Origin of the sequence: Pseudomonas sp. MIACH (assembly GCF_001269925.1) — a bacterium.
GTDB lineage: Bacteria > Pseudomonadota > Gammaproteobacteria > Pseudomonadales > Pseudomonadaceae > Aquipseudomonas.
The window spans coordinates 407,290-431,235 of the sequence record NZ_LHVO01000002.1; the positions used below are offsets into that span (position 1 = coordinate 407,290).

At 60.1% G+C, this 23,946-nt stretch carries 23 protein-coding genes; 14 read left to right on the forward strand and 9 right to left on the reverse strand.

Going from position 1 to position 23,946, the window contains the following annotated elements; all coding sequences use genetic code 11:
- The first annotated feature begins 98 nt into the window (after positions 1-98).
- From AD670_RS01885 to gcvH, 3 genes are all read left to right on the forward strand, one after another.
- Positions 99-1,715, forward strand: a complete 1,617-nt coding sequence (locus tag AD670_RS01885) for an iron ABC transporter permease (protein WP_053127833.1) — start codon at positions 99-101, stop codon at positions 1,713-1,715.
- A gap of 156 nt (positions 1,716-1,871) precedes the next feature.
- Positions 1,872-2,954, forward strand: a complete 1,083-nt coding sequence (gcvT, locus tag AD670_RS01890; RefSeq protein ID WP_053127835.1) for a glycine cleavage system aminomethyltransferase GcvT — start codon at positions 1,872-1,874, stop codon at positions 2,952-2,954.
- A gap of 52 nt (positions 2,955-3,006) precedes the next feature.
- On the forward strand, positions 3,007-3,390 hold the full coding sequence (gene gcvH / locus AD670_RS01895; RefSeq protein ID WP_053127837.1) for a glycine cleavage system protein GcvH: 384 nt from the start codon (positions 3,007-3,009) through the stop codon (positions 3,388-3,390).
- Between the two features lie 64 nt (positions 3,391-3,454).
- On the opposite strand, the gene AD670_RS01900 is transcribed toward gcvH, so the two are convergent.
- From AD670_RS01900 to AD670_RS01925, 6 genes are all read right to left on the reverse strand, one after another.
- Complete coding sequence (locus AD670_RS01900; protein ID WP_053127839.1) at positions 3,455-4,597, reverse strand: DegT/DnrJ/EryC1/StrS aminotransferase family protein; 1,143 nt, start codon at positions 4,595-4,597, stop codon at positions 3,455-3,457.
- A 163-nt stretch (positions 4,598-4,760) separates the two neighbouring features.
- Entirely contained in the window at positions 4,761-5,075 is a 315-nt protein-coding gene (locus AD670_RS01905; protein ID WP_003176799.1) for a DUF2388 domain-containing protein, read from the reverse strand.
- A 69-nt stretch (positions 5,076-5,144) separates the two neighbouring features.
- Positions 5,145-5,591 carry an NfeD family protein gene (locus AD670_RS01910; RefSeq protein ID WP_053127841.1) on the reverse strand — a complete coding sequence of 149 codons (447 nt, stop codon included), beginning with the start codon at positions 5,589-5,591 and terminating at the stop codon, positions 5,145-5,147.
- A 10-nt stretch (positions 5,592-5,601) separates the two neighbouring features.
- Positions 5,602-6,522: an SPFH domain-containing protein gene (locus AD670_RS01915; RefSeq protein ID WP_053127843.1), complete on the reverse strand. Its 921-nt coding sequence runs from the start codon at positions 6,520-6,522 to the stop codon at positions 5,602-5,604.
- 77 nt (positions 6,523-6,599) lie between these two features.
- Complete coding sequence (locus AD670_RS01920; protein WP_053127845.1) at positions 6,600-8,279, reverse strand: GspE/PulE family protein; 1,680 nt, start codon at positions 8,277-8,279, stop codon at positions 6,600-6,602.
- 83 nt (positions 8,280-8,362) lie between these two features.
- Positions 8,363-8,701 carry a hypothetical protein gene (locus AD670_RS01925; RefSeq protein WP_053127847.1) on the reverse strand — a complete coding sequence of 113 codons (339 nt, stop codon included), beginning with the start codon at positions 8,699-8,701 and terminating at the stop codon, positions 8,363-8,365.
- Positions 8,702-8,828: 127 nt separating this feature from the next.
- Between AD670_RS01925 and AD670_RS01930 the strand changes: the two genes are divergently transcribed.
- Positions 8,829-9,299 (forward strand): Lrp/AsnC family transcriptional regulator, encoded by a 471-nt coding sequence (locus AD670_RS01930; RefSeq protein WP_003195279.1) that lies wholly within the window; start codon positions 8,829-8,831, stop codon positions 9,297-9,299.
- Between the two features lie 53 nt (positions 9,300-9,352).
- Here the strand turns inward: AD670_RS01930 and AD670_RS01935 are convergent, their stop codons facing one another.
- Entirely contained in the window at positions 9,353-10,720 is a 1,368-nt protein-coding gene (locus AD670_RS01935; RefSeq protein WP_053127849.1) for an inorganic triphosphatase, read from the reverse strand.
- Positions 10,721-10,878: 158 nt separating this feature from the next.
- On the opposite strand from AD670_RS01935, the gene argE reads away from it, so the two are divergent.
- From argE to AD670_RS01985, 10 genes are all read left to right on the forward strand, one after another.
- Positions 10,879-12,027 (forward strand): acetylornithine deacetylase, encoded by a 1,149-nt coding sequence (gene argE, locus AD670_RS01940; protein ID WP_053127851.1) that lies wholly within the window; start codon positions 10,879-10,881, stop codon positions 12,025-12,027.
- A 133-nt stretch (positions 12,028-12,160) separates the two neighbouring features.
- Positions 12,161-13,462, forward strand: a complete 1,302-nt coding sequence (argA, locus tag AD670_RS01945; protein WP_053127853.1) for an amino-acid N-acetyltransferase — start codon at positions 12,161-12,163, stop codon at positions 13,460-13,462.
- Between the two features lie 626 nt (positions 13,463-14,088).
- Entirely contained in the window at positions 14,089-15,459 is a 1,371-nt protein-coding gene (locus tag AD670_RS01950; protein ID WP_053127855.1) for an OprD family porin, read from the forward strand.
- 273 nt (positions 15,460-15,732) lie between these two features.
- Positions 15,733-16,371: a peroxiredoxin gene (locus tag AD670_RS01955; RefSeq protein ID WP_053127857.1), complete on the forward strand. Its 639-nt coding sequence runs from the start codon at positions 15,733-15,735 to the stop codon at positions 16,369-16,371.
- 201 nt (positions 16,372-16,572) lie between these two features.
- Positions 16,573-17,166: an NADPH-dependent FMN reductase gene (gene ssuE, locus AD670_RS01960; protein ID WP_053127859.1), complete on the forward strand. Its 594-nt coding sequence runs from the start codon at positions 16,573-16,575 to the stop codon at positions 17,164-17,166.
- Positions 17,167-17,265: 99 nt separating this feature from the next.
- The gene (locus AD670_RS01965) at positions 17,266-18,234 is read left to right on the forward strand and encodes a sulfonate ABC transporter substrate-binding protein (RefSeq protein WP_053127861.1); all 969 of its coding nucleotides are present in this window, start codon (positions 17,266-17,268) and stop codon (positions 18,232-18,234) included.
- A gap of 25 nt (positions 18,235-18,259) precedes the next feature.
- A complete protein-coding gene (gene ssuD, locus AD670_RS01970; protein WP_025857377.1) occupies positions 18,260-19,408 on the forward strand; it encodes an FMNH2-dependent alkanesulfonate monooxygenase in 1,149 nt (382 codons plus the stop codon).
- A gap of 9 nt (positions 19,409-19,417) precedes the next feature.
- Positions 19,418-20,206: an aliphatic sulfonate ABC transporter permease SsuC gene (gene ssuC, locus AD670_RS01975; protein ID WP_053127863.1), complete on the forward strand. Its 789-nt coding sequence runs from the start codon at positions 19,418-19,420 to the stop codon at positions 20,204-20,206.
- Entirely contained in the window at positions 20,203-21,009 is an 807-nt protein-coding gene (gene ssuB, locus AD670_RS01980) for an aliphatic sulfonates ABC transporter ATP-binding protein (protein ID WP_053127864.1), read from the forward strand. Before ssuC ends, ssuB begins: the two co-directional genes overlap by 4 nt.
- A gap of 28 nt (positions 21,010-21,037) precedes the next feature.
- Entirely contained in the window at positions 21,038-21,253 is a 216-nt protein-coding gene (locus tag AD670_RS01985) for a molybdopterin-binding protein (protein ID WP_003176783.1), read from the forward strand.
- A 121-nt stretch (positions 21,254-21,374) separates the two neighbouring features.
- Here the strand turns inward: AD670_RS01985 and AD670_RS01990 are convergent, their stop codons facing one another.
- Together AD670_RS01990 and AD670_RS01995 are read right to left on the reverse strand one after the other, a co-directional pair.
- Positions 21,375-22,004 (reverse strand): TetR/AcrR family transcriptional regulator, encoded by a 630-nt coding sequence (locus tag AD670_RS01990; RefSeq protein WP_053127866.1) that lies wholly within the window; start codon positions 22,002-22,004, stop codon positions 21,375-21,377.
- A gap of 203 nt (positions 22,005-22,207) precedes the next feature.
- Positions 22,208-23,584 (reverse strand): glutamine synthetase family protein, encoded by a 1,377-nt coding sequence (locus tag AD670_RS01995; RefSeq protein ID WP_003213894.1) that lies wholly within the window; start codon positions 23,582-23,584, stop codon positions 22,208-22,210.
- Positions 23,585-23,946: the final 362 nt, after the last annotated feature.

Consider the following 23,946-nt stretch of genomic DNA (forward strand, 5'->3'; position numbering starts at 1 on the left):
TCGCTCCTACAAAAAGCCTTAACTGACTGGCATTAGGGCTTGCCCCCTCCCACATTGGATTGTGGTGATTTGAAGATTTCATTATTGAGAACCCACCTTTGGCCCACCCCGCTCAACGCCGCTGGTACCTGCCGGTCTTCACCGTCGCTGCCCTGGTGCTGCTGCCGCTGAGCGTGCTGTTGCTGTCCTGGCAAAGCATCGACGCGCAAATCTGGTCCCACCTCTGGGAAACCCAGATGCCGCGCCTGTTGGGTAACACCCTGACCCTGGTGCTGGGTGTCGGCGTTGGGGTAACGCTGTTGGGCGTAAGCCTGGCCTGGCTCACCAGCCTCTGCGAATTCCCTGGTCGGCGCTGGCTCGACTGGGCGTTGATGCTGCCCTTTGCCATTCCCGCCTATGTGCTGGCCTTCGTGTTTGTCGGCCTGCTGGATTTCTCCGGTCCCGTGCAGACTCTGCTGCGCGAATGGTTCGGCAGTGGCTTGCGTCTGCCACGGGTGCGCTCCACCAGTGGGGTGATCATCGTGCTGGTGCTGGTGTTCTATCCCTATGTGTACCTGCTGGCGCGCAGCGCATTCCTAGCCCAGGGCAAGGGCTTGATGGAAGCCGCGCGCGTGTTGGGACAATCGCCCTGGCAAGCGTTCTGGCGCGTCGCGCTGCCCATGGCGCGACCGGCGATTGGCGCGGGCGTGGCCCTGGCATTGATGGAGACCCTGGCGGATTTCGGTGCGGTCTCGGTGTTCAACTTCGATACCTTCACCACCGCCATCTACAAGACCTGGTACGGCTTTTTCAGCCTGTCCAGCGCGGCCCAACTGGCCAGCCTGTTGCTGCTGGTGGTGATGCTGGTGCTGTACGGCGAGCGTCGTGCCCGGGGCGCCAGTCGGCCCAGCAACGAGCGCCCCCGGGGTAAGGCGTTGTACCACTTGAAGGGGCTCAAGGCGGTAGCGGCCAGTGGGTGGTGTGGCCTGGTGTTCGCCTGCGCCTTTGTCATCCCGGTGCTGCAACTGGTTGCCTGGTTCTGGCAGCGTGGCCGGTTCGATCTGGATGAGCGCTATTCGGGCCTGATCGTCCACACCCTTTACCTGGGCGGCATTGCGGCGCTGATCACGGTCAGCGTGGCGCTGGTGCTGGCGTTCGCCAACCGCCTGGCGCCGACCCGGGCGATTCGCTCCGGTATCAGCCTGGCCAATGTCGGCTATGCCTTGCCGGGCTCGGTGCTGGCGGTGTCGATCATGCTGGCGTTCAGTTACCTGGATCGTGAACTGGTGGTGCCGATGTCCGGCTGGCTCGGAGCGGCGGGCAAGCCACTGTTGCTGGGCAGTCTGTCGGCGCTGGTGCTGGCGTATCTGGTGCGCTTTCTGGCCGTGGCCTACGGGCCGCTGGAAAACAGCCTGGCGCGCATCCGGCCTTCTTTGCCGGAAGCTGCGCGTAGTTTGGGCGTGAGTGGCCCGCGACTGTTTTGCAAAGTGTATCTGCCGCTATTGCTGCCTGGCACCCTGAGTGCCGCACTGCTGGTGTTTGTGGATGTGCTCAAGGAAATGCCCGCGACCCTGCTGATGCGCCCGTTCGGCTGGGACACGCTGGCGGTGCGGATCTTTGAAATGACCAGCGAAGGTGAGTGGGCGCGGGCCTCTCTGCCTGCGTTGACGCTGGTGTTGGTGGGGCTGCTGCCGGTCATTGGGCTGATCCGACGTTCCGCTCGACCAATCGGTTAGGTGCCAGTCCTACGGCTTGCGGCTACAATGCGCGGCATTCGGTGCGGTCTGTCCTTCGGGGCGAGTCGCTGTGCGTGGCTGCAGGCCTTGTAATTCAAGGCGTCCAGTGCGAGCAACGACACTGCGCACCTTCGCCAAGCCCGGAAGGAGAAACCCATGGGACAGCGCACGCCTCTGTACGACCTGCATCTCGCCCTCGGCGCGAAAATGGTCGATTTTGGCGGTTGGGATATGCCTTTGCATTACGGCTCGCAAGTTGAGGAGCACCATCAGGTGCGGCGCGACTGCGGGGTGTTCGATGTATCTCACATGACCGTGATCGATGTCACCGGCCCCCAGGCCAAGGAATGGCTGCAGCACTTGCTGGCCAATGATGTCGAGCGTTTGCACGGCTGTGGCCGTGCGTTGTACAGCGCCATGCTCAACGAGCAGGGTGGCGTGGTGGACGACATGATCGTCTATCGCACCGACGCCGGATACCGGCTGGTGGTCAACGCCGCCACCCGTGACCAGGACTTGGTCTGGATGCAGGCGCAACTTGGCAGCTATCAAGTGCAACTGCATGAGCGGCCCGAGTTGGCCATGCTCGCCATCCAAGGTCCCCATGCCCGGCAGAAGATTGCCGAGTTGGTCACCCAGTCTCGCGGCACCCTGATCCACCAGCTCAAGCCCTTTGAAGGCCAGGCCGACGGTGATTGGTTTATCGCGCGCACGGGTTACACCGGCGAAGACGGCTTGGAAATTGTCCTGCCGGCCGATCAGGCGCCGGGTTTTTTCAACGATCTGGTGGGTGCGGGTATTTCACCCATAGGCCTTGGCGCGCGGGACACCCTGCGGCTGGAAGCCGGCATGAACCTGTACGGCCAGGATATCCATCAGGACGTTTCGCCCCTGGCGGCCAACATGGCCTGGAGCATCGCTTGGGAGCCTGCTGAGCGAAATTTCATCGGGCGTGCGGCGCTGGAAGCCGAGTTGGCGGCCGGTGTGCAGTTCAAACTGGTCGGGCTGGTACTGGAAGAACGTGGGGTTTTACGCGCTCACCAGGTGGTTCGCATCGCCAATGTTGGCGAAGGAGAGATCACCAGTGGTAGTTTCTCTCCTACGCTGAGCAAATCCATTGCCCTGGCGCGCGTACCGACGGCGACTGCCGATCGGGCCGAAGTGGAAATCCGCGGCAAGTGGTACCCGGTTCGAGTGGTCAAACCGACCTTCGTGCGCCATGGCAAAACGTTGATCTAACCCTTTCCGGCAGGCCAATGGCTGCTGACATTTCTTCTTGAGGACACAGACTATGAGCGATATCCCTGCCGACCTGCGTTTTGCCAGCAGTCACGAGTGGGCCCGTCTGGAAGCTGACGGTACCGTCACCGTCGGGATCTCCGACCATGCCCAGGAAGCTTTGGGTGATGTGGTGTTTGTTGAGTTGGCCGAAGTTGGCGCCAAGTTTGACGCTGAGGGCCAGGCGGGTGTGGTTGAGTCGGTGAAGGCTGCTTCGGATATCTACGCCCCGGTTGCCGGCGAAGTGATTGCCGTCAACGAGGAGCTGAGCGGTAGCCCTGAGCTGCTGAACTCCGACCCTTACGGCGCTTGGATCTTCAAGCTCAAGCCAAGCAACCCGGCTGAGCTGGACGAGTTGCTGGATGCTGCTGGCTACAAAGCCGCCATCGGCGAGTAACTGAAACACCCATGTGGGAGGGAGCAAGCTCCCTCCACATTCAATCGTCGTGAGCCGTGAGTGTTCAGTTCGCCTTCAGGACTGCCTTTACTGCCGCCACCGACCGCTCGACATCTGCCTCTGTCATCGCCGTAAACATCGGCAACGACACGATCAAACGTCCAACCTTTTCCGCTACCGGGAACATCCCTTCCTTGAACCCCTGTGCCCGATACAGGCTCAGCAGGTGAATAGGCGGGTAGTGATAGCCAATGCCAACACCTTGTGCCTGCATTTTCTCCATGAAGGTCGCGCGGGCGGGCAGGCCGTCCTGGCGCTCCGGCAGCACCAACTGGAACAGGTGCCAGTTGCTGTTTTCGAAGTCAGCCGGCGGCAGTTGCGCGCCGTACTTTTCTTCGAAATCACTGCCGAAACATTTGAAGTAGTGCTGTGCCAGGTGCTGGCGATGGGCGGTGATCTTCTCGATGTGGGCGAACTGCCCCAGCCCGATGGCTGCAGCGATGTCGGTCATATTGAACTTGCCGCCCAGCACATCCACGTCCAGGCCGTCGAAGCCGGTACGCGTAACGCCCTGCAGGCGGTATTTTTCCGCCAGGCGGGCTTCTTCGGCATTGTTCAACACCAGGCAACCGCCCTCGGAAGAGGTGATGTTCTTGTTAGCCTGGAAGCTGAACGACACAAAATCGCCGGTGGCACCGATGCGTTCGCCGTCCCAGCTGGAGCCCAGGGCCTGGGCGGCATCTTCGACGATGCGCAGGTTGTACTTGTTGGCCAGCGCGTACAGCATCGGCATGTCCAGGGGCAGGCCGGCCAGGTACACCGGGATGATCGCCTTGGTGCGCGGGGTGATTGCGGCCTCCACCTGGGCCAGGTCGATATTGCGGGTGACCGGGTCGATATCGGCAAACACCGGTGTGGCCCCCACCTCCAAAATCACGTTGGCCGTGGCCACCCAGGAGATCGGTGTGGTAATCACTTCATCCCCAGGCCCGATACCGGCGATACGCAGGGCGATTTCCATGGTGCAGGTGCCGGAGTTGAATGTGCGCACCGGTCGGCCGCCAAAGTATTCCGATAGCTGCGCCTCAAACGCCTGCACTTTGGGTCCGCTGGTGATCCAGCCCGAGCGCAGTACATCGCCGACCGCCGAGATGGTGGCTTCATCGATGGTAGGTTTGGAGAACGGCAGAAAGGGCTGTTGGCTCATAACGACGAAGGCATCCGTTTCAGATTGACGATGAGTAAGCGAGGGCTCAGTACCGGCATGGTGGCACGGCCAGACTGAATATAGCCTGTCACCTGTGAATGAATCGTCACCGTACGGACAAAAAAATGCCGCTTTAAAAGCGGCATTTTTCAGAGTGAGGGAATCACTCGGTGACAGCATTCTTCGCGAGAATGGCGTTGGCCAGCTCCATATCCGTGGCCTGCAGGCCAGGGTTATCAGCGCGGACTTTCTGCATCGCAGCTTCCAGGTACGGGCCACGGATGCCGCCGTCACTGGCAACAAAGCTGCCGGCGTCGTCTTGTGCGGCGACCACCAGCTTGTGGTCCTTGAAGGTCAGGTACGTCGAGCCGGTAGTGGCGCCCGACGAGATGACATTGCGCCAGAAGCTGTCGGCCATTGCTGAACCGACAGGAAGGGAAAGCACGGCGAGCGTTGCGACAGCATATTTGAGACGCATGATGGGTGACTCCGGGTGGGTTATCTGTACATTATGATTGTAGTTATCCCGGTCGAGTTCCCTCGGCGACTAAACAGTTTCCACCTTCAAAATCACACCTTCCTGACCAATCACCCGTACTTGGGCGCCTACAGGGCTGTCCGGGCCGGTGACCATCCACACGCCATCGCCGACTTTTACCTTGCCTCGGCCATCCACAATTGCCTGGTGCACCACGAAGGTGCGACCGATCAGTTCCGAACCGCGTTCGTTCAGCCCCGGCTGGTCGCTGGCTTTGGCACTGCTGCGCTGACGTTTCCACCAGTACACCGCCGTTAATATCGACAACACAGCGAACAGCAACAGTTGCCATTCCAAGCCGAGCGGCGGCACTAAAAACTTGATCACGCCCACCGCTGCCGCTGCGATACCCATCCACAGCAGGTAACCACCTGCGCCGAATACTTCCAGAATCAATAGCACCGTACCCAGCGCCAGCCAATCCCAGAACGAAAGATGTTGCAGGAAATCCCACATGGCGATGGCCTCAACCTTTCTTGCTGTCGAACGTTGCCTTGACGATCTCGCCGATACCGCCGACCGCACCGATCACCTGGCTCGCTTCCAGCGGCATCAGGATCACTTTGCTGTTATTGGCCGATGCCAGCTTGCCGAGGGCATCGATGTATTTCTGTGCGACGAAGTAGTTGATGGCCTGCACGTTGCCGGTGGCGATCGCTTCGGAAACGACCTGGGTCGCACGGGCTTCTGCCTCTGCCTGGCGCTCGCGGGCTTCAGACTCCAGGAACGCGGCCTGCCGTCCACCTTCGGCTTCCAGGATCTGCGCCTGCTTCTTGCCCTCGGCAGTCAGGATCGCCGACGCCCGCAGGCCCTCGGCCTCAAGGATCTGTGCACGCTTGATCCGCTCGGCTTTCATCTGCCCAGACATGGCGGCCATCAGGTCGGCGGGTGGGCTGATGTCCTTGATCTCGATCCGGGTGATCTTGATACCCCATGGCGCCGTGGCTTCATCGACGGTGCGCAGCAGCTTTTCGTTGATACCGTCGCGCTGGCTGAGCATGGCATCCAGCTCCATGGAGCCGAGCACCGTGCGGATATTGGTTTGCAGCAGGTTGCGGATGGCATGTTCGAGGTTGTTGACCTCGTAGGCGGCCTGGGCGGTATTGACCACCTGGAAGAAGCACACGGCGTCGATCTGCACGGTGGCGTTATCGGCGGTGATCACTTCCTGCGGCGGAATATCCAGCACGCTTTCCATCACGTTGATCTTGCGACCGATGCGGTCCATGACCGGGATGATGATGTTCAGGCCTGGCTTGAGGGTGTTGGTGTAGCGGCCGAAACGCTCGACGGTCCACTGGTAGCCCTGAGGCACCACCTTGAAGCCCATGAACAGGATGGCGGCGGCCAAGCCCACGAAAAGAAGCAGGACGGTTCCGATCTGCATAATGATTCCCTATCTGATGGTGTCAGTTAAACGACGTTCGGCTGAGTGTAACGGTCTTGTCACCGATAAGAACGGTTTCAGCACGTGGTACTTAACGGATTTGTTACCGAATCCCCAGGCGTCGCGCGCAGCACTTCGGCCATCGTGGTCAGTCCTGCCTGTACTTTCCCGATGCCGGCCATGCGCAGGCTGCACATGCCTTGCGTAACCGCCGCCCGACGTAGGGACTGCACGTCGGTCCCGGGCACGATCAGGGCCTTGAGCGATTCATCCAGCACCATGATCTCGTAGACCCCGGCGCGCCCGCGAAACCCGCTGTTTCGACATTCCGCACACCCAACCGCCTCGTGGGCATCGCCCGCCGCCCGCTTGCAATGGGGGCATAACAGCCGCACCAAGCGCTGTGCCATCACCCCCAACACTGTGGCCTTGATCAAATAATGAGCAATGCCCAGTTCCTGCAAGCGGCTGATGGCGCTGGGCGCATCGTTGGTGTGCAGCGTCGAGAGCACCAAGTGCCCGGTCAGTGCGGCCTGGATCGCCATTTCGGCGGTTTCCTGGTCGCGGATCTCGCCGATCATGATGATGTCCGGGTCCTGGCGCAGCAGGGCTCGGATGCCGCTGGCGAAGGTCAGGTCGATATTGTGTTGCACCTGCATTTGGTTGAACGCCGGCTCGACCATTTCGATTGGGTCTTCCACGGTGCAGAGGTTGACCTCCCGGCTCGCCAGTTGCTTGAGCGTGGTGTAGAGGGTGCTGGTCTTGCCCGAGCCGGTAGGGCCCGTGACGAGGATGATGCCGTTGGTCTGGCGGGTCATGGCATGCCATCGCTGTTGGTCCTCGGCGGACAAACCGAGCTGGTCAAAGTCCTTGAGCAGCACCTGCGGATCGAAAATCCGCATCACCAGTTTTTCCCCAAAGGCGGTGGGCAGGGTCGACAGACGCAACTCGACTTCTGCGCCCGCGGGACTTTTGGTCTTGACCCGACCATCCTGGGGTTTGCGTTTTTCCGCCACGTTCATGCGGCCCAGGCTTTTCAGGCGGCTTACCACCGCCATCGTCACCTGGGGCGGAAATTGATAAACGTCGTGCAGCAGCCCATCGATGCGAAAGCGCATGCGGCCTTGTTCACGGCCCGGCTCGATATGAATATCGCTGGCCCGCTGGGCAAAGGCGTACTGCAACAGCCAGTCGACAATATTGACGATATGCGCGTCGTTGGCGTCCGGTTCCTGCTCGCCGGCGCCGAGGTTGAGCAACTCGAAATTGCCAGGCGCTGCGACCTTTTGATCGGCACTGCTGACGGACTTAGCCAATCGGTAAAACTCGCTGATACAACGCTGAATGTCCTGGGGGTTGGCAACCACGCGCTTGATCGAGCGCTTGAGCACCTGTGCCAGTCCTGACTCCCAACGGGTGACGTGGGGCTGGGCGCTGGCAACGGTGACGGTTTGCGCGTCCACGGCCACTGCAAGGATGCTGTGGCGCTGGGCAAACGCGTGGGACATCAGCGGCACCACCGCTGCGACATCGATCTTCAGCGGGTCGATACGCCAATAGGGTTGCCCGACATGCCGGGCCAGCCATTGGGTCAGGGTTTCCAGGGAAGGCCCATGGGCAGCGATGCATTCCAGCGGATGCTGGGCGTTGCCGGCTGGCAGCGCGGATAAGCGCTGAGCGATGTCGGCAGTGATCAACCCTGCCTCGACCAAGGCCGGAAGCAATTGATGCAGTTCCAATCGGTGCTCAACAGACATGAAGGTCTTCCTGGGTAGCCTCGAACGAAATTTCAGGCTAGCCGGACCTCGGATATCCTCCTCCCAGGGTATGTTGCAGGCCTTTACTGAGCGGCCACCGCCACTGCCTCAGGCCCCACGCAATCAGCTGGCCACACTTGCAGCGTGCACACGCTGATCAGGTTTCGAATCTTTTCCCCAATGACTTGGGCCCGGTGCCAGCTCAGGCCATCCATCACGATATCGATACTCAGCAGGTCTTCTTTGCGGTCAACGGTGACCTGGCTCGGCGTCAAGAACTGCAACGCAAAATAGTTGAGTACGCGGCACAGCACATCAGGCTCCGCCTCGGCGATGATCTGGTAACGCGCCTGGCAATGGGTGCTGGTGACACACCACGCATCGACGCGGCTCAGGGTGTGGGTGGTTTCGACGGCATGCATGCTGACTCTCCAGATTCGACTGGAGAAATTTTTACATTCGCTTCGGGAGATTTCTTATCTAAAATGAGCCAGATTTGCCAGTAATCGAATAGATCAATTCAAGAAAGCACCATTAAAAGGTATTTCTATGCATAGCGAGTTGGACGCCTACGATCGCCGCATCCTGGCCCTGCTGCAAGAGGACGCCTCGCTGTCGAGCGCACAGATCGCCGAACAGGTCGGCCTGTCCCAGTCGCCGTGCTGGCGGCGCATCCAGCGGCTCAAGGAGGAAGGGGTGATTCGCGGCCAGGTCACCCTGCTGGATCGCAAGAAGATCGGCCTCAATACGCAGATTTTTGCCGAGGTCAAACTCAACGCCCACGGTCGATCCAACTTCACCGAGTTCACCGAAGCGATTCGTGGGTTCCCTGAAGTATTGGAGTGCTATGTGCTGATGGGGGCGGTGGATTTTCTGCTGCGCATCGTGACGTCGGACATTGAGGCGTACGAGCGGTTTTTCTTTGAGAAGCTGTCGATGGTGCCGGGCATTCAGGAGGTCAACTCGATTGTGGCCTTGTCTGAGATCAAGTCGACCACCAGCCTGCCAGTATTGCGCTGACCAGACCGGCGTCATTGGGGGCAAGCCGATTCGACTTGCCCCCGCTGGCGATATTACAGGCGCAGGAGGGTCTTCCAGGCACGGTTCTGATACACCGCAATCGCCTGATGCATGCGCGCATCCAGCGACTCGTCGGTGATCGGCTGGTTGGCCAGTTGCACCAGCTTGTTCAGCTCGCCGTACAAGCGGTCCAGCTCCGCAATGTCCACCACGTTACGCGCGTGGTGCAGCCAGGCCTGGATGCGCTCGATGCGTGGCAGTTGCTCGGCCAGGTCTTCCGGTTGCTGCTGGTAGCGCGGCAGTTGCAGGGCGACGGCATCGTCGGCCAGCAGGCGCGGCAGCCAGTTGGTGATTTGCGCGGCGCCCTGGCGGTTGCCGCGTACATTGCGGTCGGCGGTCCAGGTGCGGGCTAGCAGCCAGCGGGAGGTGTTCAGTGAGAACAGGCCCCAGCGTACGTCTTCCAGTTCTTCGGCGAACTGTTCTGGAGCGGCTTTACGGATATCTTCGTCGTCGTCACCGGCCTGGACCAGCGGGCGCCAGTCTTCCAGCAAGGCATCCAGGGCGCTGCGCAGTTCGCTGGTGGATTGACGCGGTGCGGCCTGGCCGAGGCTGCCAATCAGGGCGCGCAGTTCGCCGAGGTTGTCGACCCAGTCCTGCAGCAGGCGCCAGTGACCATTGAAACGGTATTGCTCGGCCAGGCGCTGGCTGCTGCCGAGCAGGTGCCACATGATTGCGGCGAAGGCATCGTCCAGCGGCATTTCGGCGTGGATCTGCGGCGCCGGCATGCTCAAGGAGTAGCTGCTGGCGTCATACAGGCGGTAGCCGCGCTCGGCCTTGCTGATGTCACACGGCATCAGGGCCAGGGTCGCGGCCAGCTCGGCGGCCAGTTCCAGCAGGGCAGCCGGTTCGCCTTCGCGCAGTTCCAGTTCCAGCTCGCAGATTTCTTCTTTCTGCTTGCCGACCACCACATGGCCCAGGTCCAGGGCGGCTTCGATCACCACCTTGGCCTTGCCACGGCCCCAGGCGATTTCGGCGCGTTCGCGTACAAAGTCGGTGGTGAAGATCGGCTTGAGGGTCTTTTTGTCCAGCTCGGCCAGTTGCTCGGGCCAGCACTCGCCGTCGAGCTTCTTCACGTCGAGCTTGGCTTTGGGCAGGTCCCAGTTGTACTCATTGCGTTCCGACAAGCCGGCGACGCTTTGGCCACGGGTCTTGAGGGTCTGGATAATGTCGTCACCGTCCTTGCGCAGGCGCAGGGCGACTTTGGCCTGGGCCAGGTCACGTTCAGGGGTGTCGAAGTACTGGTTCATCAACTCACGGCGTTCCCAGCCACTTTTGTTGCGTTTTTTCAGTAGCGGGTGCTCACGCAGCGCAGCGAGTGTTTCGCGGCTGACGCGGAGCTTGATTTCGGTTTCTTTCTGCATGGCCGGAAAATCCAGGATCGGGAGCGCAGCCGGGAAAAAGAGTGGCTGCCAAGGTCGTGCAGTGTACAGGACTGAGCCCGGCAACGTGCCGCAACGGTTTATTGTGTCGTGCAGATGCCTCTATAGTGGGGCTCATCCGGGAAGTTGGGAGACCGCGTATGCCGTTACCGTCCATGAAAGAGCAGTTCGCCGCGTTGATTGCCGCGCCTTCGGTGAGTTGTACCCAAGCGTCTCTCGACCAGACCAATCGTCCGGTGATCGATTTGCTCGCCAGTTGGTTGGGCGATCTGGGTTTCTCCATCGACATCCAGCCCGTGAGCCCCGGCAAATTCAACCTGCTGGCCAGTTTCGGCACTGGCCCCGGCGGCCTGGTGTTGGCCGGACATAGCGATACCGTTCCTTATGACGCTGCGCTGTGGAAGACCGATCCGCTCAAGCTGACGGAAGTCGACGGCCGCTGGGTAGGATTGGGCAGTTGCGACATGAAGGGTTTTTTCGCGCTGGCGATTGAAGCGGTGTTGCCGTTGCTGGATCAACCGTTCAAGCAACCGCTGCTGATCCTCGCCACCTGCGATGAAGAAAGCTCCATGTCCGGTGCTAGGGCATTGGCCGAAGCCGGTCGTCCATTGGGCCGCGCCGCGGTGATCGGCGAACCCACCGGCCTCAAGCCGATCCGCCTGCACAAAGGCGTGATGATGGAGCGCATCGACATTCTCGGCCAAAGTGGCCATTCGTCGGATCCAAGCCTGGGCCACAGCGCCCTGGAAGCCATGCATGACGCCATCGGCGAGCTGCGCGGCCTGCGCCTCGCCTGGCAGCGCGAGTACCGAAACGCGCAATTCAGCGTGCCGCAACCGACCATGAACTTCGGTTGTATCCATGGTGGCGACAACCCCAACCGTATCTGCGGCCAGTGCTCCCTGGAATTCGACCTGCGACCTTTGCCGGGCATGGACCCCGAAGTGCTGCGTGCGGCGATCCGGCAAAAGCTCGAACCGCTGGCCGAGCGCCATAAAGTCAAGATCGACTACGCGCCGTTATTCCCTGCAGTGCCGCCGTTCGAACAGGCTGAAGACGCCGAGCTGGTGCGGGTCGCGGAACGATTGACCGGGCATCGTGCCGAAGCAGTAGCGTTCGGCACCGAAGCGCCTTATCTTCAGCGCCTTGGTTGTGAAACCCTGGTGCTGGGCCCTGGCGATATTGCGTGTGCCCACCAACCCGGCGAGTACCTCGAAATGTCACGCTTGACGCCTACAGTGCGTCTATTGCGGGACCTGATCGAACATTACTGCCTTAAACCTGCGTAAATTAACCCCTGTCCATTCGTACATAAGGAGAGCGAGCGTGTCGCCAAGCCTGTTCCGACGATAACCATCAGCCCGCTGTGCGTTTTCACGACTCATCCTTTTTCGGCTGCTTCTTATTACAGGCCCAGGTTCCATGCCCGACTACGTTAATTGGCTTCGTCACGCTTCGCCCTACATCAATGCCCACCGCGACTGCACCTTTGTCGTCATGCTGCCGGGCGATGGTGTGGATCATCCGAACTTCGGCAATATCGTCCACGACCTGGTGCTGCTCCACAGCCTGGGCGTGCGCCTGGTGCTGGTGCACGGATCGCGCCCACAGATCGAAGCGCGCCTTGAAGCGCGCGGCCTGATCCCGGCGTATCACGAAGGTATGCGCATCACCGATGCGGCGACGCTGGAGTGCGTCATCGACGCGGTCGGCCACCTGCGTATCGCCATCGAAGCGCGCTTGTCGATGGACATGGCCTCGTCGCCGATGCAGGGCTCGCGCCTGCGGGTGGCCAGCGGCAACCTGGTGACGGCACGTCCTATCGGCGTGCTGGAAGGCGTGGACTATCACCACACCGGCGAAGTGCGCCGGGTCGACCGCAAAGGCATCAATCGCCTGCTGGACGAGCGCTCGATTGTGCTGCTGTCGCCCCTGGGCTATTCGCCTACGGGTGAGATCTTCAACTTGGCCTGCGAAGACGTCGCCACCCGCGCCGCCATTGACCTGGGGGCCGATAAGCTGCTGCTGTTCGGTGCCGATCTCGGCCTGATCGATGAAAATGGCCGCCTGGTGCGTGAGTTGCGTCCGCAGCAAGTACCGGCGCACCTGCAACGCCTGGGCAGCAGTAACTACCAGTCCGAATTGCTCGATGCGGCGGCCGAGGCTTGCCGGGGCGGGGTAGGGCGCAGCCATATCGTCAGCTACGCCGAAGACGGCGCGTTGCTCACCGAGCTGTTTACCCGCGATGGCGGCGGTACGCTGGTGGCCCAGGAGCAATTCGAACTGGTGCGCGAGGCGGCGATTGAAGACGTCGGCGGCCTGCTCGACCTGATCAGCCCCTTGGAAGAGCAGGGCATCCTGGTACGCCGCTCGCGGGAAGTGCTGGAGCGTGAGATCGAGCAGTTCAGCGTGGTGGAGCGCGAAGGCATGATCATCGCCTGTGCGGCGTTGTATCAGATCGCCGATTCGGACGCGGGTGAACTGGCGTGCCTGGCGGTGAACCCGGAGTATCGCCATGGCGGGCGCGGTGATGAGCTGCTTGAGCGCATCGAGACGCGTGCCCGTGCCCAGGGGTTGAAGACTTTGTTCGTGCTCACCACACGCACTGCCCACTGGTTCCGTGAGCGCGGTTTTGTGCCGAGCAGCGTAGACCGTCTGCCATCCGCGCGGGCGTCGCTCTACAACTACCAGCGTAACTCGAAGATTTTCGAGAAGGCCTTGTAAAGCCCTACCCCCCCCCAAGTCACTGGGCAGGCTCGTGTAAGAGCCTGCCCGCGTCGCAGGCCAATCTGGCGTGCCGTCACGCACGACTAAAGTTTAAGAATTCTTGATCTGACGCCGATAACAGGATGGCGGATACGGATAGATTGTGGGAGCCCACAAACACTTGAATCGTCGAATGGGCGGCTTTGACACCAAAAGAAACTATTAGTGACACAAAAACTGTAACAAATTGACGGGAGGATGTGCCTTTGGCCATCATGGCGTCGCCTTTTTGATCGTAGGTGACGTATGCGGCAGAGCGGCCACGCTAGTCGATCTAAAAAAGCGCTAATAAATACCCTTTAGGAATTAGCTTGTTGAGCGGATGGTCTATGCTGGCCTGTTCGCATCACGGAAAGGCTTATTCCTGAATCGTATGAAAAAGAATGAAATAATTCTTTTTGGGTGTATGAAAAACTCATTACCCTGCAGGGACCAAATCAACGGTGGTTAGACGAAGGTAGTAGACACACAAGGTTACGATTGACTTGTCAGTCACTATCCGGTGCTAATCGCGCATCTGTGGATCGAGGGCGTCAGACCCGAGACCAAAGAAATACAAAAATTAGAAATGAGAGGAGCGGTACATGAAGAAGTCCACCTTGGCGCTGTCTGTAGCTTTGGGCGTAATCGCTCAGCAAGCAGGCGCTGCCGGTTTCATCGATGACAGTAAAGTAACTCTGGGTCTGCGTAACTTTTACATCAATACCGACAACCGTGACTCGGCTGCCGGCACTGCAGCCAACAAGCGCGCTGGTGTTCAGAGCAAGCAAGAAGAATGGGGCCAAGGCTTCGACCTGCGCTTCATCTCCGGTTACACCCAAGGCACCGTAGGCTTCGGTCTTGACGCTATCGGCCTGCTGGGTGTTCGCCTGGATTCCGGCGGCGGCACCAACGGCGCTACTGCCTCGTCCTACGGCGGCACTGTGTTCCCGAGCAAGTCCAATGGCGAAGCTGTTGATAACTACTCGAGCCTGGGCCTGACTGCCAAAGCCAAGATCTCCCAGACCGAACTGAAGCTGGGTACCCTGCAGCCTAAGCTGCCGGTTATCGTGACCAACGACGGTCGTCTGCTGCCGCAGACTTTCCAAGGTGGCCAGATCACTACCAACGACATCAAAGACTTGACGCTGGTTGCCGGTCAGATCGAAAAAGCCAAGGGTCGTAACTCCAGCAACGTCGACAACCTGTCGATCTCGGGTGCCAACTCCCGTGGCGCCAACTGGCGTGACAGCAACAAGTTCTACTACGCCGGTGGTGACTACAAGATCACCAAGGACCTGACTGCCCAGTACTACTACGGCAACCTGGAAGACTTCTACAAGCAGCACTTCCTGGGTCTGACCCACAACTGGGCCATCGGTCCTGGCGTATTGAAGTCTGACCTGCGTTATTTCCACAGCTCCGATGACGGTAAGAACGGCAACGAGTCGGCTTACTTCTCCTCGGGCAACTACAGCGGCGTCAACTCCGGTCGCGGCAAGGTGGATAACAACCTGTACAGCGGCCTGTTCCTGTACACCTTGGGCGGCCACACCTTCGGTGGTGGTTACCAGGTCAGCAACGGTAGCAGCGACTTCCCTTGGTTGAACCAGGGCGACGGTTCGTCGGCTTACCTGACCACTGACATGCAGATCGCTAAGTTCGCCCGTGCCGGCGAACGTACCTGGCAAGCTCGCTACGCTTATGACTTCGCCAAGGTTGGCGTGCCTGGCTTGACCGCTGGTGTTGTGTACCTCAAGGGTACTGACATCGACACCGTCAACGGTAGCCGTGCCGAGTTCACCGGCCAGTCCGAGTGGGAGCGCGATATCACTGTTGCCTACGTAGTGCCAGAAGGCCTGTTCAAAAACGTCGGCGTCGCCTGGAAAAACGCTATGTGGCGCAACGATGTCGCTGCCGCGCGCGATCAAGACGAAAACCGTGTAATCGTCAGCTACACCTACGCATTCAAGTAACTGCGTAAAACCTTGCCCGGCGCACTGCCGGGCAAGGTGTCTTGCATTTCAAGTCGGGCTAAACCCCCGCAAGCCCTTCCTGAACCCCTCTTTTTACAGCGTCTCAAGGCCTTCTCGAACCTTGGAACCGATGTTGCGCCTCCCCATTTCCCACGTCCAATGAACACATTTTTAATATTCCTTTATCGTCTAGATAAATCGATATTTATTCTTTTTAAATAATCCGTAATCCATGCACAGTGGGCTCCATAAGCACTCACCAGGAGCCACACCATGAGCCTAAGACTGGGCGACATCGCCCCCGACTTCGAACAGGATTCCAGCGCCGGCAAGATTCGTTTCCACGAATGGCTGGGCGACAGCTGGGGTGTGTTGTTTTCCCACCCGGCCGACTTTACCCCGGTGTGCACCACGGAGCTGGGCTTTACCGCCAAGCTCAAGGACGAATTCGCCAAGCGCGGCGTCAAGGCCATTGCCCTGTCGGTAGACCCGGTGGACTCGCACCACAAGTGGATCGAAGACATCAACGAAACCCAGGACACCGTCGTCAACTTCCCGATCCTGGCCGACGCCGACCGCAAGGTTTCGGACCTCTACGACCTGATCCACCCGAACGCCAGTGACACCCTCACCGTGCGTTCCTTGTTCGTGATCGACCCGAACAAGAAGGTCCGCCTGACCATCACCTACCCGGCCAGCACCGGCCGTAACTTCCACGAAATCCTGCGGGTCATCGACTCGCTGCAACTGACCGACAACTACAAAGTCGCCACCCCCGCCAACTGGCAGGACGGTGATGAAGTGGTGATCGTGCCGTCGCTCAAGGACGAGGAAGAGATCAAGAAGCGCTTTCCGAAGGGTTATCGGGCGGTGAAGCCGTATTTGCGGCTTACTCCACAGCCCAATCGTTGACGCTGAATCACAACAGGGGTTTTCAGGCCGTTTTTACGGCCTTTTTTTTCGCCTGACGACTTATAAATCTCATATGCATTTATAGAATAAACAAATGAAAAAATGAGATTTATAGATATATAAATCTGCTGATAAGGTCTGTTCCATCTTGGCGCCATCGCCACACAGCGAACCGCCGGCACTTGCTCAAGGAAATCCTGCATGTTGGTCGTAACACTTGGAGGCAGTCCCAGCCAGCGTTCCCGCTCCGGGGTCTTGCTGGAAAAAACCCGTCAGTGGTTGCAAGACAAGGGCGTGGAAGTGGTGAGTTACCAGATACGGGACTTCCCGGCTGAAGACTTGCTGCATGCACGCTTCGACAGCCCCAAGGTCATTGACCTGCTGCAACAGGTGGCTAACGCGGATGGCCTGGTGATCGCCACGCCGGTGTACAAGGCGTCGTTCTCCGGCGCGTTGAAAACCGTGCTCGACCTGCTGCCCGAACGCGCCCTGGCCCACAAGGTTGTGCTGCCGATGGCGACCGGCGGCAGCATCGCCCACATGCTGGCGGTGGACTACGCGTTGAAGCCAGTGTTGTCGGCCCTCAAAGCCCAGGAATTGCTCCACGGGATTTTCGCCGAAGACAGCCAGATCGCCTATGGCGAAGGCAGTGTCCAGGCGCAACTGGTGCCGGTCCTCGAACACCGTTTGCACGAGGCCCTGGAGACGCTTTACGGCGCCATGGCCCGTCGTCCGAAACCGTTGGACCCGCATGTGTTGAATGAACGTTTGTTGAGTGCTCGCTGGAGCATTTAAGTCAGCCTCACCGCTATATAGATGTACTCACCTTACTCAGCCGCCAACGGCCAAGCAGGTGCAGCCAACCCCCTCATCGCACTATTTGGAGAGAGCGCCATGCGCACTGTCATCTTGCGTCGTGGTCTGGTCGCACTGTTTGCTGCGGCTGTGTCCTTCGGCGCCATTGTTCAAGCTCAAGCTGCCGAGACCCTGCGGATCGGTTACCAGAAATACGGCACGCTGGTGCTGCTCAAGGCCAAGGGCACCCTGGAAAAACGCCTGGCGGCCCAAGGCGTCAATGTCCAATGGACCGAGTTTCCCGGCGGCCCGCAATTGCTCGAAGGCCTGAACGTCGGCTCCATCGACTTCGGTGTCACCGGGGAAACCCCGCCGGTCTTCGCCCAGGCCGCCGGTGCCGACCTGCTCTACGTGGCCTACGAACCGCCAGCGCCAACCAGTGAAGCGATCCTGGTGCCGAAAGATTCGACGATCAAATCGGTGGCCGAGCTCAAGGGCAAGAAAGTCGTGCTCAACAAAGGCTCCAACGTGCACTACCTGCTGGTGCGTGCCCTGGAAGACGCCGGCCTGAAATACACCGACGTGCAGACCGTGTTCCTGCCGCCCGCCGATGCCCGTGCCGCCTTCGAGCGTGGCAGTGTGGATGCGTGGGTGATCTGGGACCCGTACCAGGCCGCCGCCGAGAAACAACTGCAAGCGCGCACCCTGCGTGACGGCACCGGCATTGCCGACAACCACCAGTTCTACCTGGCCACCAAGCCTTACGCCGAAAAGCACCCTGAAGTGGTCAAGGCGCTGATCGAAGAAGTGCGCGCCGTGGGCGAATGGTCCAAGGCCAACCCTCAGGAAGTGACCGAGCAAGTCGCGCCGCTTCTGGGCCTGCCGGCAGACATCACCCTGACCTCGGTGAAACGCCAGGGCTACGGCGCGTTGTTCCTGACCCCGGAAGTGGTGGCGGCCCAGCAGAAAATCGCCGACAGCTTCTACCAACTCAAATTGATCCCCAAGCCCTTGAGCATCAAGGACGTGATCTGGACGCCACCTGCCGCCGTGGCTAAAGCACCGTAATCCGATTTCTTCAGGAGACAACTCCATGAGCCTCAATATTTTCTGGTTCCTGCCTACCCACGGTGACGGCCATTACCTTGGCACCGCCGAAGGCGCTCGCGCCGTTGATCACGGTTATCTGCAGCAAGTGGCCCAGGCCGCCGACCGCCTGGGATTCGGCGGGGTGCTGATCCCCACCGGTCGTTCCTGCGAAGACTCGTGGTTGGTGGCCGCCTCGCTGATCCCGGTGACCCAGCGGTTGAAATTCCTTGTCGCACTGCGCCCTGGGATCATTTCCCCGACGGTAGCCGCGCGTCAGGCCGCGACCCTGGACCGCCTGTCCGGCGGCCGTGCGTTGTTCAACCTGGTGACCGGTGGCGACCCGGAAGAATTGGCCGGCGATGGCTTGTTCCTCAGTCATGAAGAGCGCTATCAGGCCTCGGTAGAATTCACCCGCATCTGGCGGCGCGTGCTGGAAGGCGAAACCGTGGATTACGACGGCGAGCACATCAGCGTCAAAGGCGCCAAGTTGCTTTACCCGCCGATCCAGCAACCACGCCCGCCGCTGTACTTTGGCGGTTCCTCCGAAGCGGCCCAGGACCTGGCCGCCGAACAAGTGGAGATGGTGCTGACCTGGGGCGAGCCACCGGCCGCAGTCGCCGAGAAGATCGAACAGGTGCGGGCCAAGGCAGCGAAACTCGGGCGCACCGTGCGCTTCGGTATTCGTCTGCATGTGATCGTGCGCGAAACCAACGAGGAGGCCTGGAAAGCCGCCGACAAACTGATCTCCCATCTGGACGACGACACCATCGCCCGTGCCCAGGCTTCCCTGGCGCGCTTCGATTCCGTCGGCCAGCAGCGCATGGCGGCCTTGCATGGCGGCAACCGCGACAACCTGGAAGTCAGCCCCAACCTGTGGGCCGGTGTCGGCCTGGTACGTGGCGGTGCGGGCACTGCGCTGGTGGGCGATGGCCCGACCGTAGCCGAGCGCGTCAAGGAGTACGCAGCGCTGGGCATCGACACCTTTATCTTCTCCGGTTATCCACACCTGGAAGAGTCCTATCGGGTCGCCGAGCTGCTGTTCCCACACCTGGACATCGAACGTCCCGAGCTGCCGAAAAGCGCCGGTTACGTGAGCCCGTTCGGCGAAATGGTCGCCAACGACATCCTTCCCAAAGCTGCGTCACAGAGCTGAGGCGGCGCCATGAACTTTGAAAAATTGAGCCATCGCGTGGCGCCCTGGGTGCTGCCGATTCTATTGCTGGCGGTGTGGCAGTTGTCGGTGTCGGCGGGCTGGTTGTCGACACGCATCCTGCCGGCGCCCAGCGCGGTGATTGAGGCCGGGGTCAACCTGGTGCGCAGCGGTGAAATCTGGACGCACCTGGCCATCAGTGGCTGGCGGGCCGGCCTGGGCTTTGTGATCGGTGGCAGCATCGGCCTGGCGCTGGGGTTTATCACCGGCCTGTCGACGTGGGGCGAACGCCTGCTGGACAGCTCGGTGCAGATGATCCGCAACGTGCCGCACCTGGCGCTGATTCCGCTGGTGATCCTGTGGTTCGGCATCGACGAGACCGCAAAGATTTTCCTGGTGGCCCTCGGCACGCTGTTCCCGATCTACCTCAACACCTACCACGGCATCCGCAACGTCGACCCGGCGTTGGTGGAAATGTCGCGCAGCTATGGCTTGTCCGGTTTCAGCCTGTTCTGGCAAGTGATCCTGCCGGGCGCGCTGCCGTCGATCCTGGTGGGCGTGCGCTTTGCCCTGGGCTTTATGTGGCTGACGCTGATCGTGGCGGAAACCATCTCTGCCAGCTCCGGGATTGGCTACCTGGCGATGAACGCCCGCGAATTCCTGCAAACCGACGTGGTGGTGTTGGCCATCGTGATGTACGCCATCCTCGGCAAGCTGGCCGACCTGGCCGCGCGCGGTCTGGAACGTGTTTGGCTGCGCTGGCACCCGGCGTATCAAGTCAATAAAGGAGGTGCGGCATGACCGCTCAACAACCTCCGCGCCTGCTGAAGGGGATTCCCTTGGCGGTGCGCAAATTGCGCAAGGCCTTCGGCGCGCGGGAAGTGCTCAAGGAAATCGACCTGCACATTCCAGCGGGCCAGTTCGTGGCCGTGGTCGGTCGCAGTGGCTGCGGTAAAAGTACCTTGCTGCGCCTGCTGGCCGGCCTCGACAAAGCCAGCGGCGGTGAGCTGCTGGCCGGTTCGGCGCCGCTGAGCGAGGCGATTGAAGACACGCGGTTGATGTTCCAGGAAGCGCGCCTGCTGCCGTGGAAAAAGATCATCGACAACGTCGGCCTGGGCCTTAAAGGCAACTGGCGCCCTAAAGCCTTGGAAGCCCTGGAAGCGGTCGGCCTGGCCGAGCGTGCCAATGAGTGGCCGGCGGCCTTGTCCGGTGGCCAGAAGCAGCGTGTGGCCTTGGCTCGCGCCTTGATCCACCAGCCGCGTCTGCTGTTGCTCGACGAACCGCTGGGCGCACTGGATGCCCTGACCCGTATCGAGATGCAGCAACTGATCGAAAACCTCTGGCAAAAACACGGCTTCACCGTGTTGCTGGTGACCCATGACGTCAGCGAAGCCGTGGCCATTGCCGACCGTGTGATCCTGATCGAAGACGGCGAAATCGGCCTCGACCTGATCGTCGATCTGCCGCGCCCACGGGCCCGTGGCTCACATCGCCTGGCCGCGCTGGAAGCGCAAGTACTCAACCGCGTGCTGTCGTTGCCCGGCTCGCCGCCCGACCCCGAACCTGTTTCACCGCTGCCTACGCAATTGCGTTGGGCTCAATAACTCACTTGTCCCACGAAGGAAGTCCACCATGACTATTAAAGCCATCAACGTGCGTAACCAGTTCAAAGGCACCATCAAGGAAATCGTAGTCGGCGATGTGCTGTCGGAAATCGACGTGCAGACCGCGTCCGGTATCGTCACTTCCGTGATCACCACCCGCTCGGTCAAAGAGCTGGAGCTGGTGATTGGCAGTGAAGTGATTGCCTTTGTGAAGTCGACTGAGGTGTCGATCGCCAAGTTGTGATTCGCGTCGCTCTTGAGGCCGTCATCGGGGGCAGGCCCCCTCCCACATATTGATCTGTGAACACATTCAAAATGTGGGAGGGGGCTTGCCCCCGATGAGGCCGGCCCAGCCAACCCAGGATTCAGCGCTTAGGCAGATACGCCGGCAAATACAGCCCCACATACGCATCAAACACCCGCATCCCTTCCTCCGCCATACGCGGCGTAATCAGCCCATGCTGATGCACCGAGCGTGCATACACGCGATCACTCAATTCCAACGCCAGCGCAAACACATCCACATCGGTTGGCAAGCTCGGCACTTCGAAATGACGGCTGAACACCTCCAGCATCAAATCCCCCAACTCCAGATCATGCTGGCGGTCCGCCTGGGTCACTTCGGTCAGCCCGTGCTGGGCCAGGATCAGCTGGCGCGCGGCCGCGTCGTTGCTGTAGATGGTCAGCATGCGTTGCTCGACGATGTAGGACAGGTCACGCCAATGCTTGAGTGAATCGTGGTCGATGGGCGCCTGGATGGCACAGCGGAAGGCCGCATGTACATCGGCGGTCAGTGCCTCCAGCAGTGCCGGCACACTGGCGAAAAAGTGATACACCGACGACGGCGGAATCTGCGCGCGCTCGGCCACGCTGTAGATCGACAAACTCGCCACGCCTTCGGCGGCCAGCAAGGTGCGGGCGGCGTCGAGAATCGCGTCGATCCGCGCCTGGCTGCGGGCACGGGGTTTGCGAAGGGGGGCGGGGCGGGTGGTCATGGAAGTCTCCTACAAGGCAGCGGGCATTGTATGAGCAGGAAGGTGTGTTGTCTTCCAGACCCCTCCCACACTTTGATCTGTGAATACATTCAAATGTGGGAGGGGGCTTGCCCCCGATGAGGCCAACTCGATCTACCGGAAGAAACCCATAAAAAAACGCCACAGACCAAAGGCCCGCAGCGTTTTTTCAATGCAGCAACCGCTTACACGGTATGCAGGTACCAGTTGTACTCAAGGTCGGAGATGGAGTGTTCGAACTCTTCCAGCTCACTTTCCTTACAGGCGACGAAGATATCGATGTATTTAGGATCGATGTACTTGGCCATCACCTCGCTGTCGTCCAACTCGCGCAGGGCATCGCGCAGGTTGTTCGGCAGGCTCTGTTCGTTCTGCTCATAGCTGTTGCCTTCCACCGGTGCGCCCGGTTCGATCTTGTTGGTCAGACCGTGGTGCACGCCTGCCAGGACCGAAGCCATCAGCAGGTAAGGGTTGGCGTCAGCGCCGGCTACACGGTGTTCGATCCGTACGGCGTCGGACGAACCGGTCGGTACGCGAATCGCCACGGTGCGGTTATCCAGGCCCCAGCACGGCGAGTTCGGCACGTAGAACTGTGCGCCGAAACGACGGTAGGAGTTGACGTTAGGGCACAGGAACGCCATTTGGGCGGGCAGGGTCTCCAGCACACCGCCGATCGCGTGACGCAATGCGGCGTTCTGCTCGGGATCCTCGCTGGCAAAGATATTCTTGCCGTCTTTGTCCAGGATCGAAATGTGTACGTGCAACCCGTTACCTGCCTGGCCTGGGTAAGGCTTGGCCATGAAGGTGGTGTCCATCTCATGGTCGTAGGCGATGTTCTTGATCAGACGCTTGAGCAGTACCGCGTAGTCGCACGCCTTGATCGGGTCGGCCACGTGGTGCAGGTTCACTTCGAACTGCGCCGGGGCACTTTCCTTGACGATGGCGTCGGCCGGAATGCCTTGCTCTTTGGCACCTTCCAGAATGTCCTGGAGGCAGTCGACGTATTCGTCGAGGTCGTCGATCAGGTAGACCTGTGTCGAGTGCGGGCGTTTGCCGGAAATTGGTGAGCGGGGCGGTTGTGGGCGGCCGTTCACGTTCTCCTGGTCGATCAGGTAGAACTCAAGTTCGAAGGCGGCGCAGATGGTCAGACCGAGGTCGTCAAATTTGCTTACAACTTGGCGGAGCACTTCGCGCGGATCGGCGAAGAAAGGTTCACCTTCAAGTTCGTGCATGGTCATCAGCAGTTGCGCGGTAGGGCGCTTTTGCCAGGGCTCATTGCACAGTGTGTCAGGGATTGGATAACAGATTCGGTCAGCATCACCGATGTCCAGGCCCAGGCCGGTGCTTTCCACCGTTGAGCCGTTGATATCCAGGGCAAATAAAGAGGCAGGCAGGTTAATGCCCTTCTCGTAAACCTTGTGGAGGCTGGTGCGTTCGATGCGCTTACCGCGCACCACACCATTCATATCCGCAATTAGAAGGTCTACGTACAGAACCTCAGGATGATCCTTAAGGAACGCGTTCGCTTCGTTAAGCTGAACGGCACGCGGGGGTACCGACATGATGCAACACCTTTGTTGTTAAAAATATCAATCATTGATCTTTTCTGGTTTCAGTCAACCCGAACGGCATGCCGAAGTCAAGCGAGGCCTTTTTTGCCCTAAAAAAGCGCCGTGAAGGCATTTTTGGGGCTTTTTGGGGCGGTTTTTTCGGTTTGACGGGCTTGGGACTCGCAGGCTTGAGCGGGCCGTGTTGTATTTTTTACGGGGGTGTTGTGTAAAAAAATGAACAAGGCTAAGCTCGATTCAAACCCATAACAGCAATAATACCGGGGTGCTTCATGTCTCGCCTGCCGCCACTCGGCGTCTCAGCCTGCTTCAGCCAGGCTTTGTCCGCAGTCCGTTCGTCCCGCGTGAATGCCCAC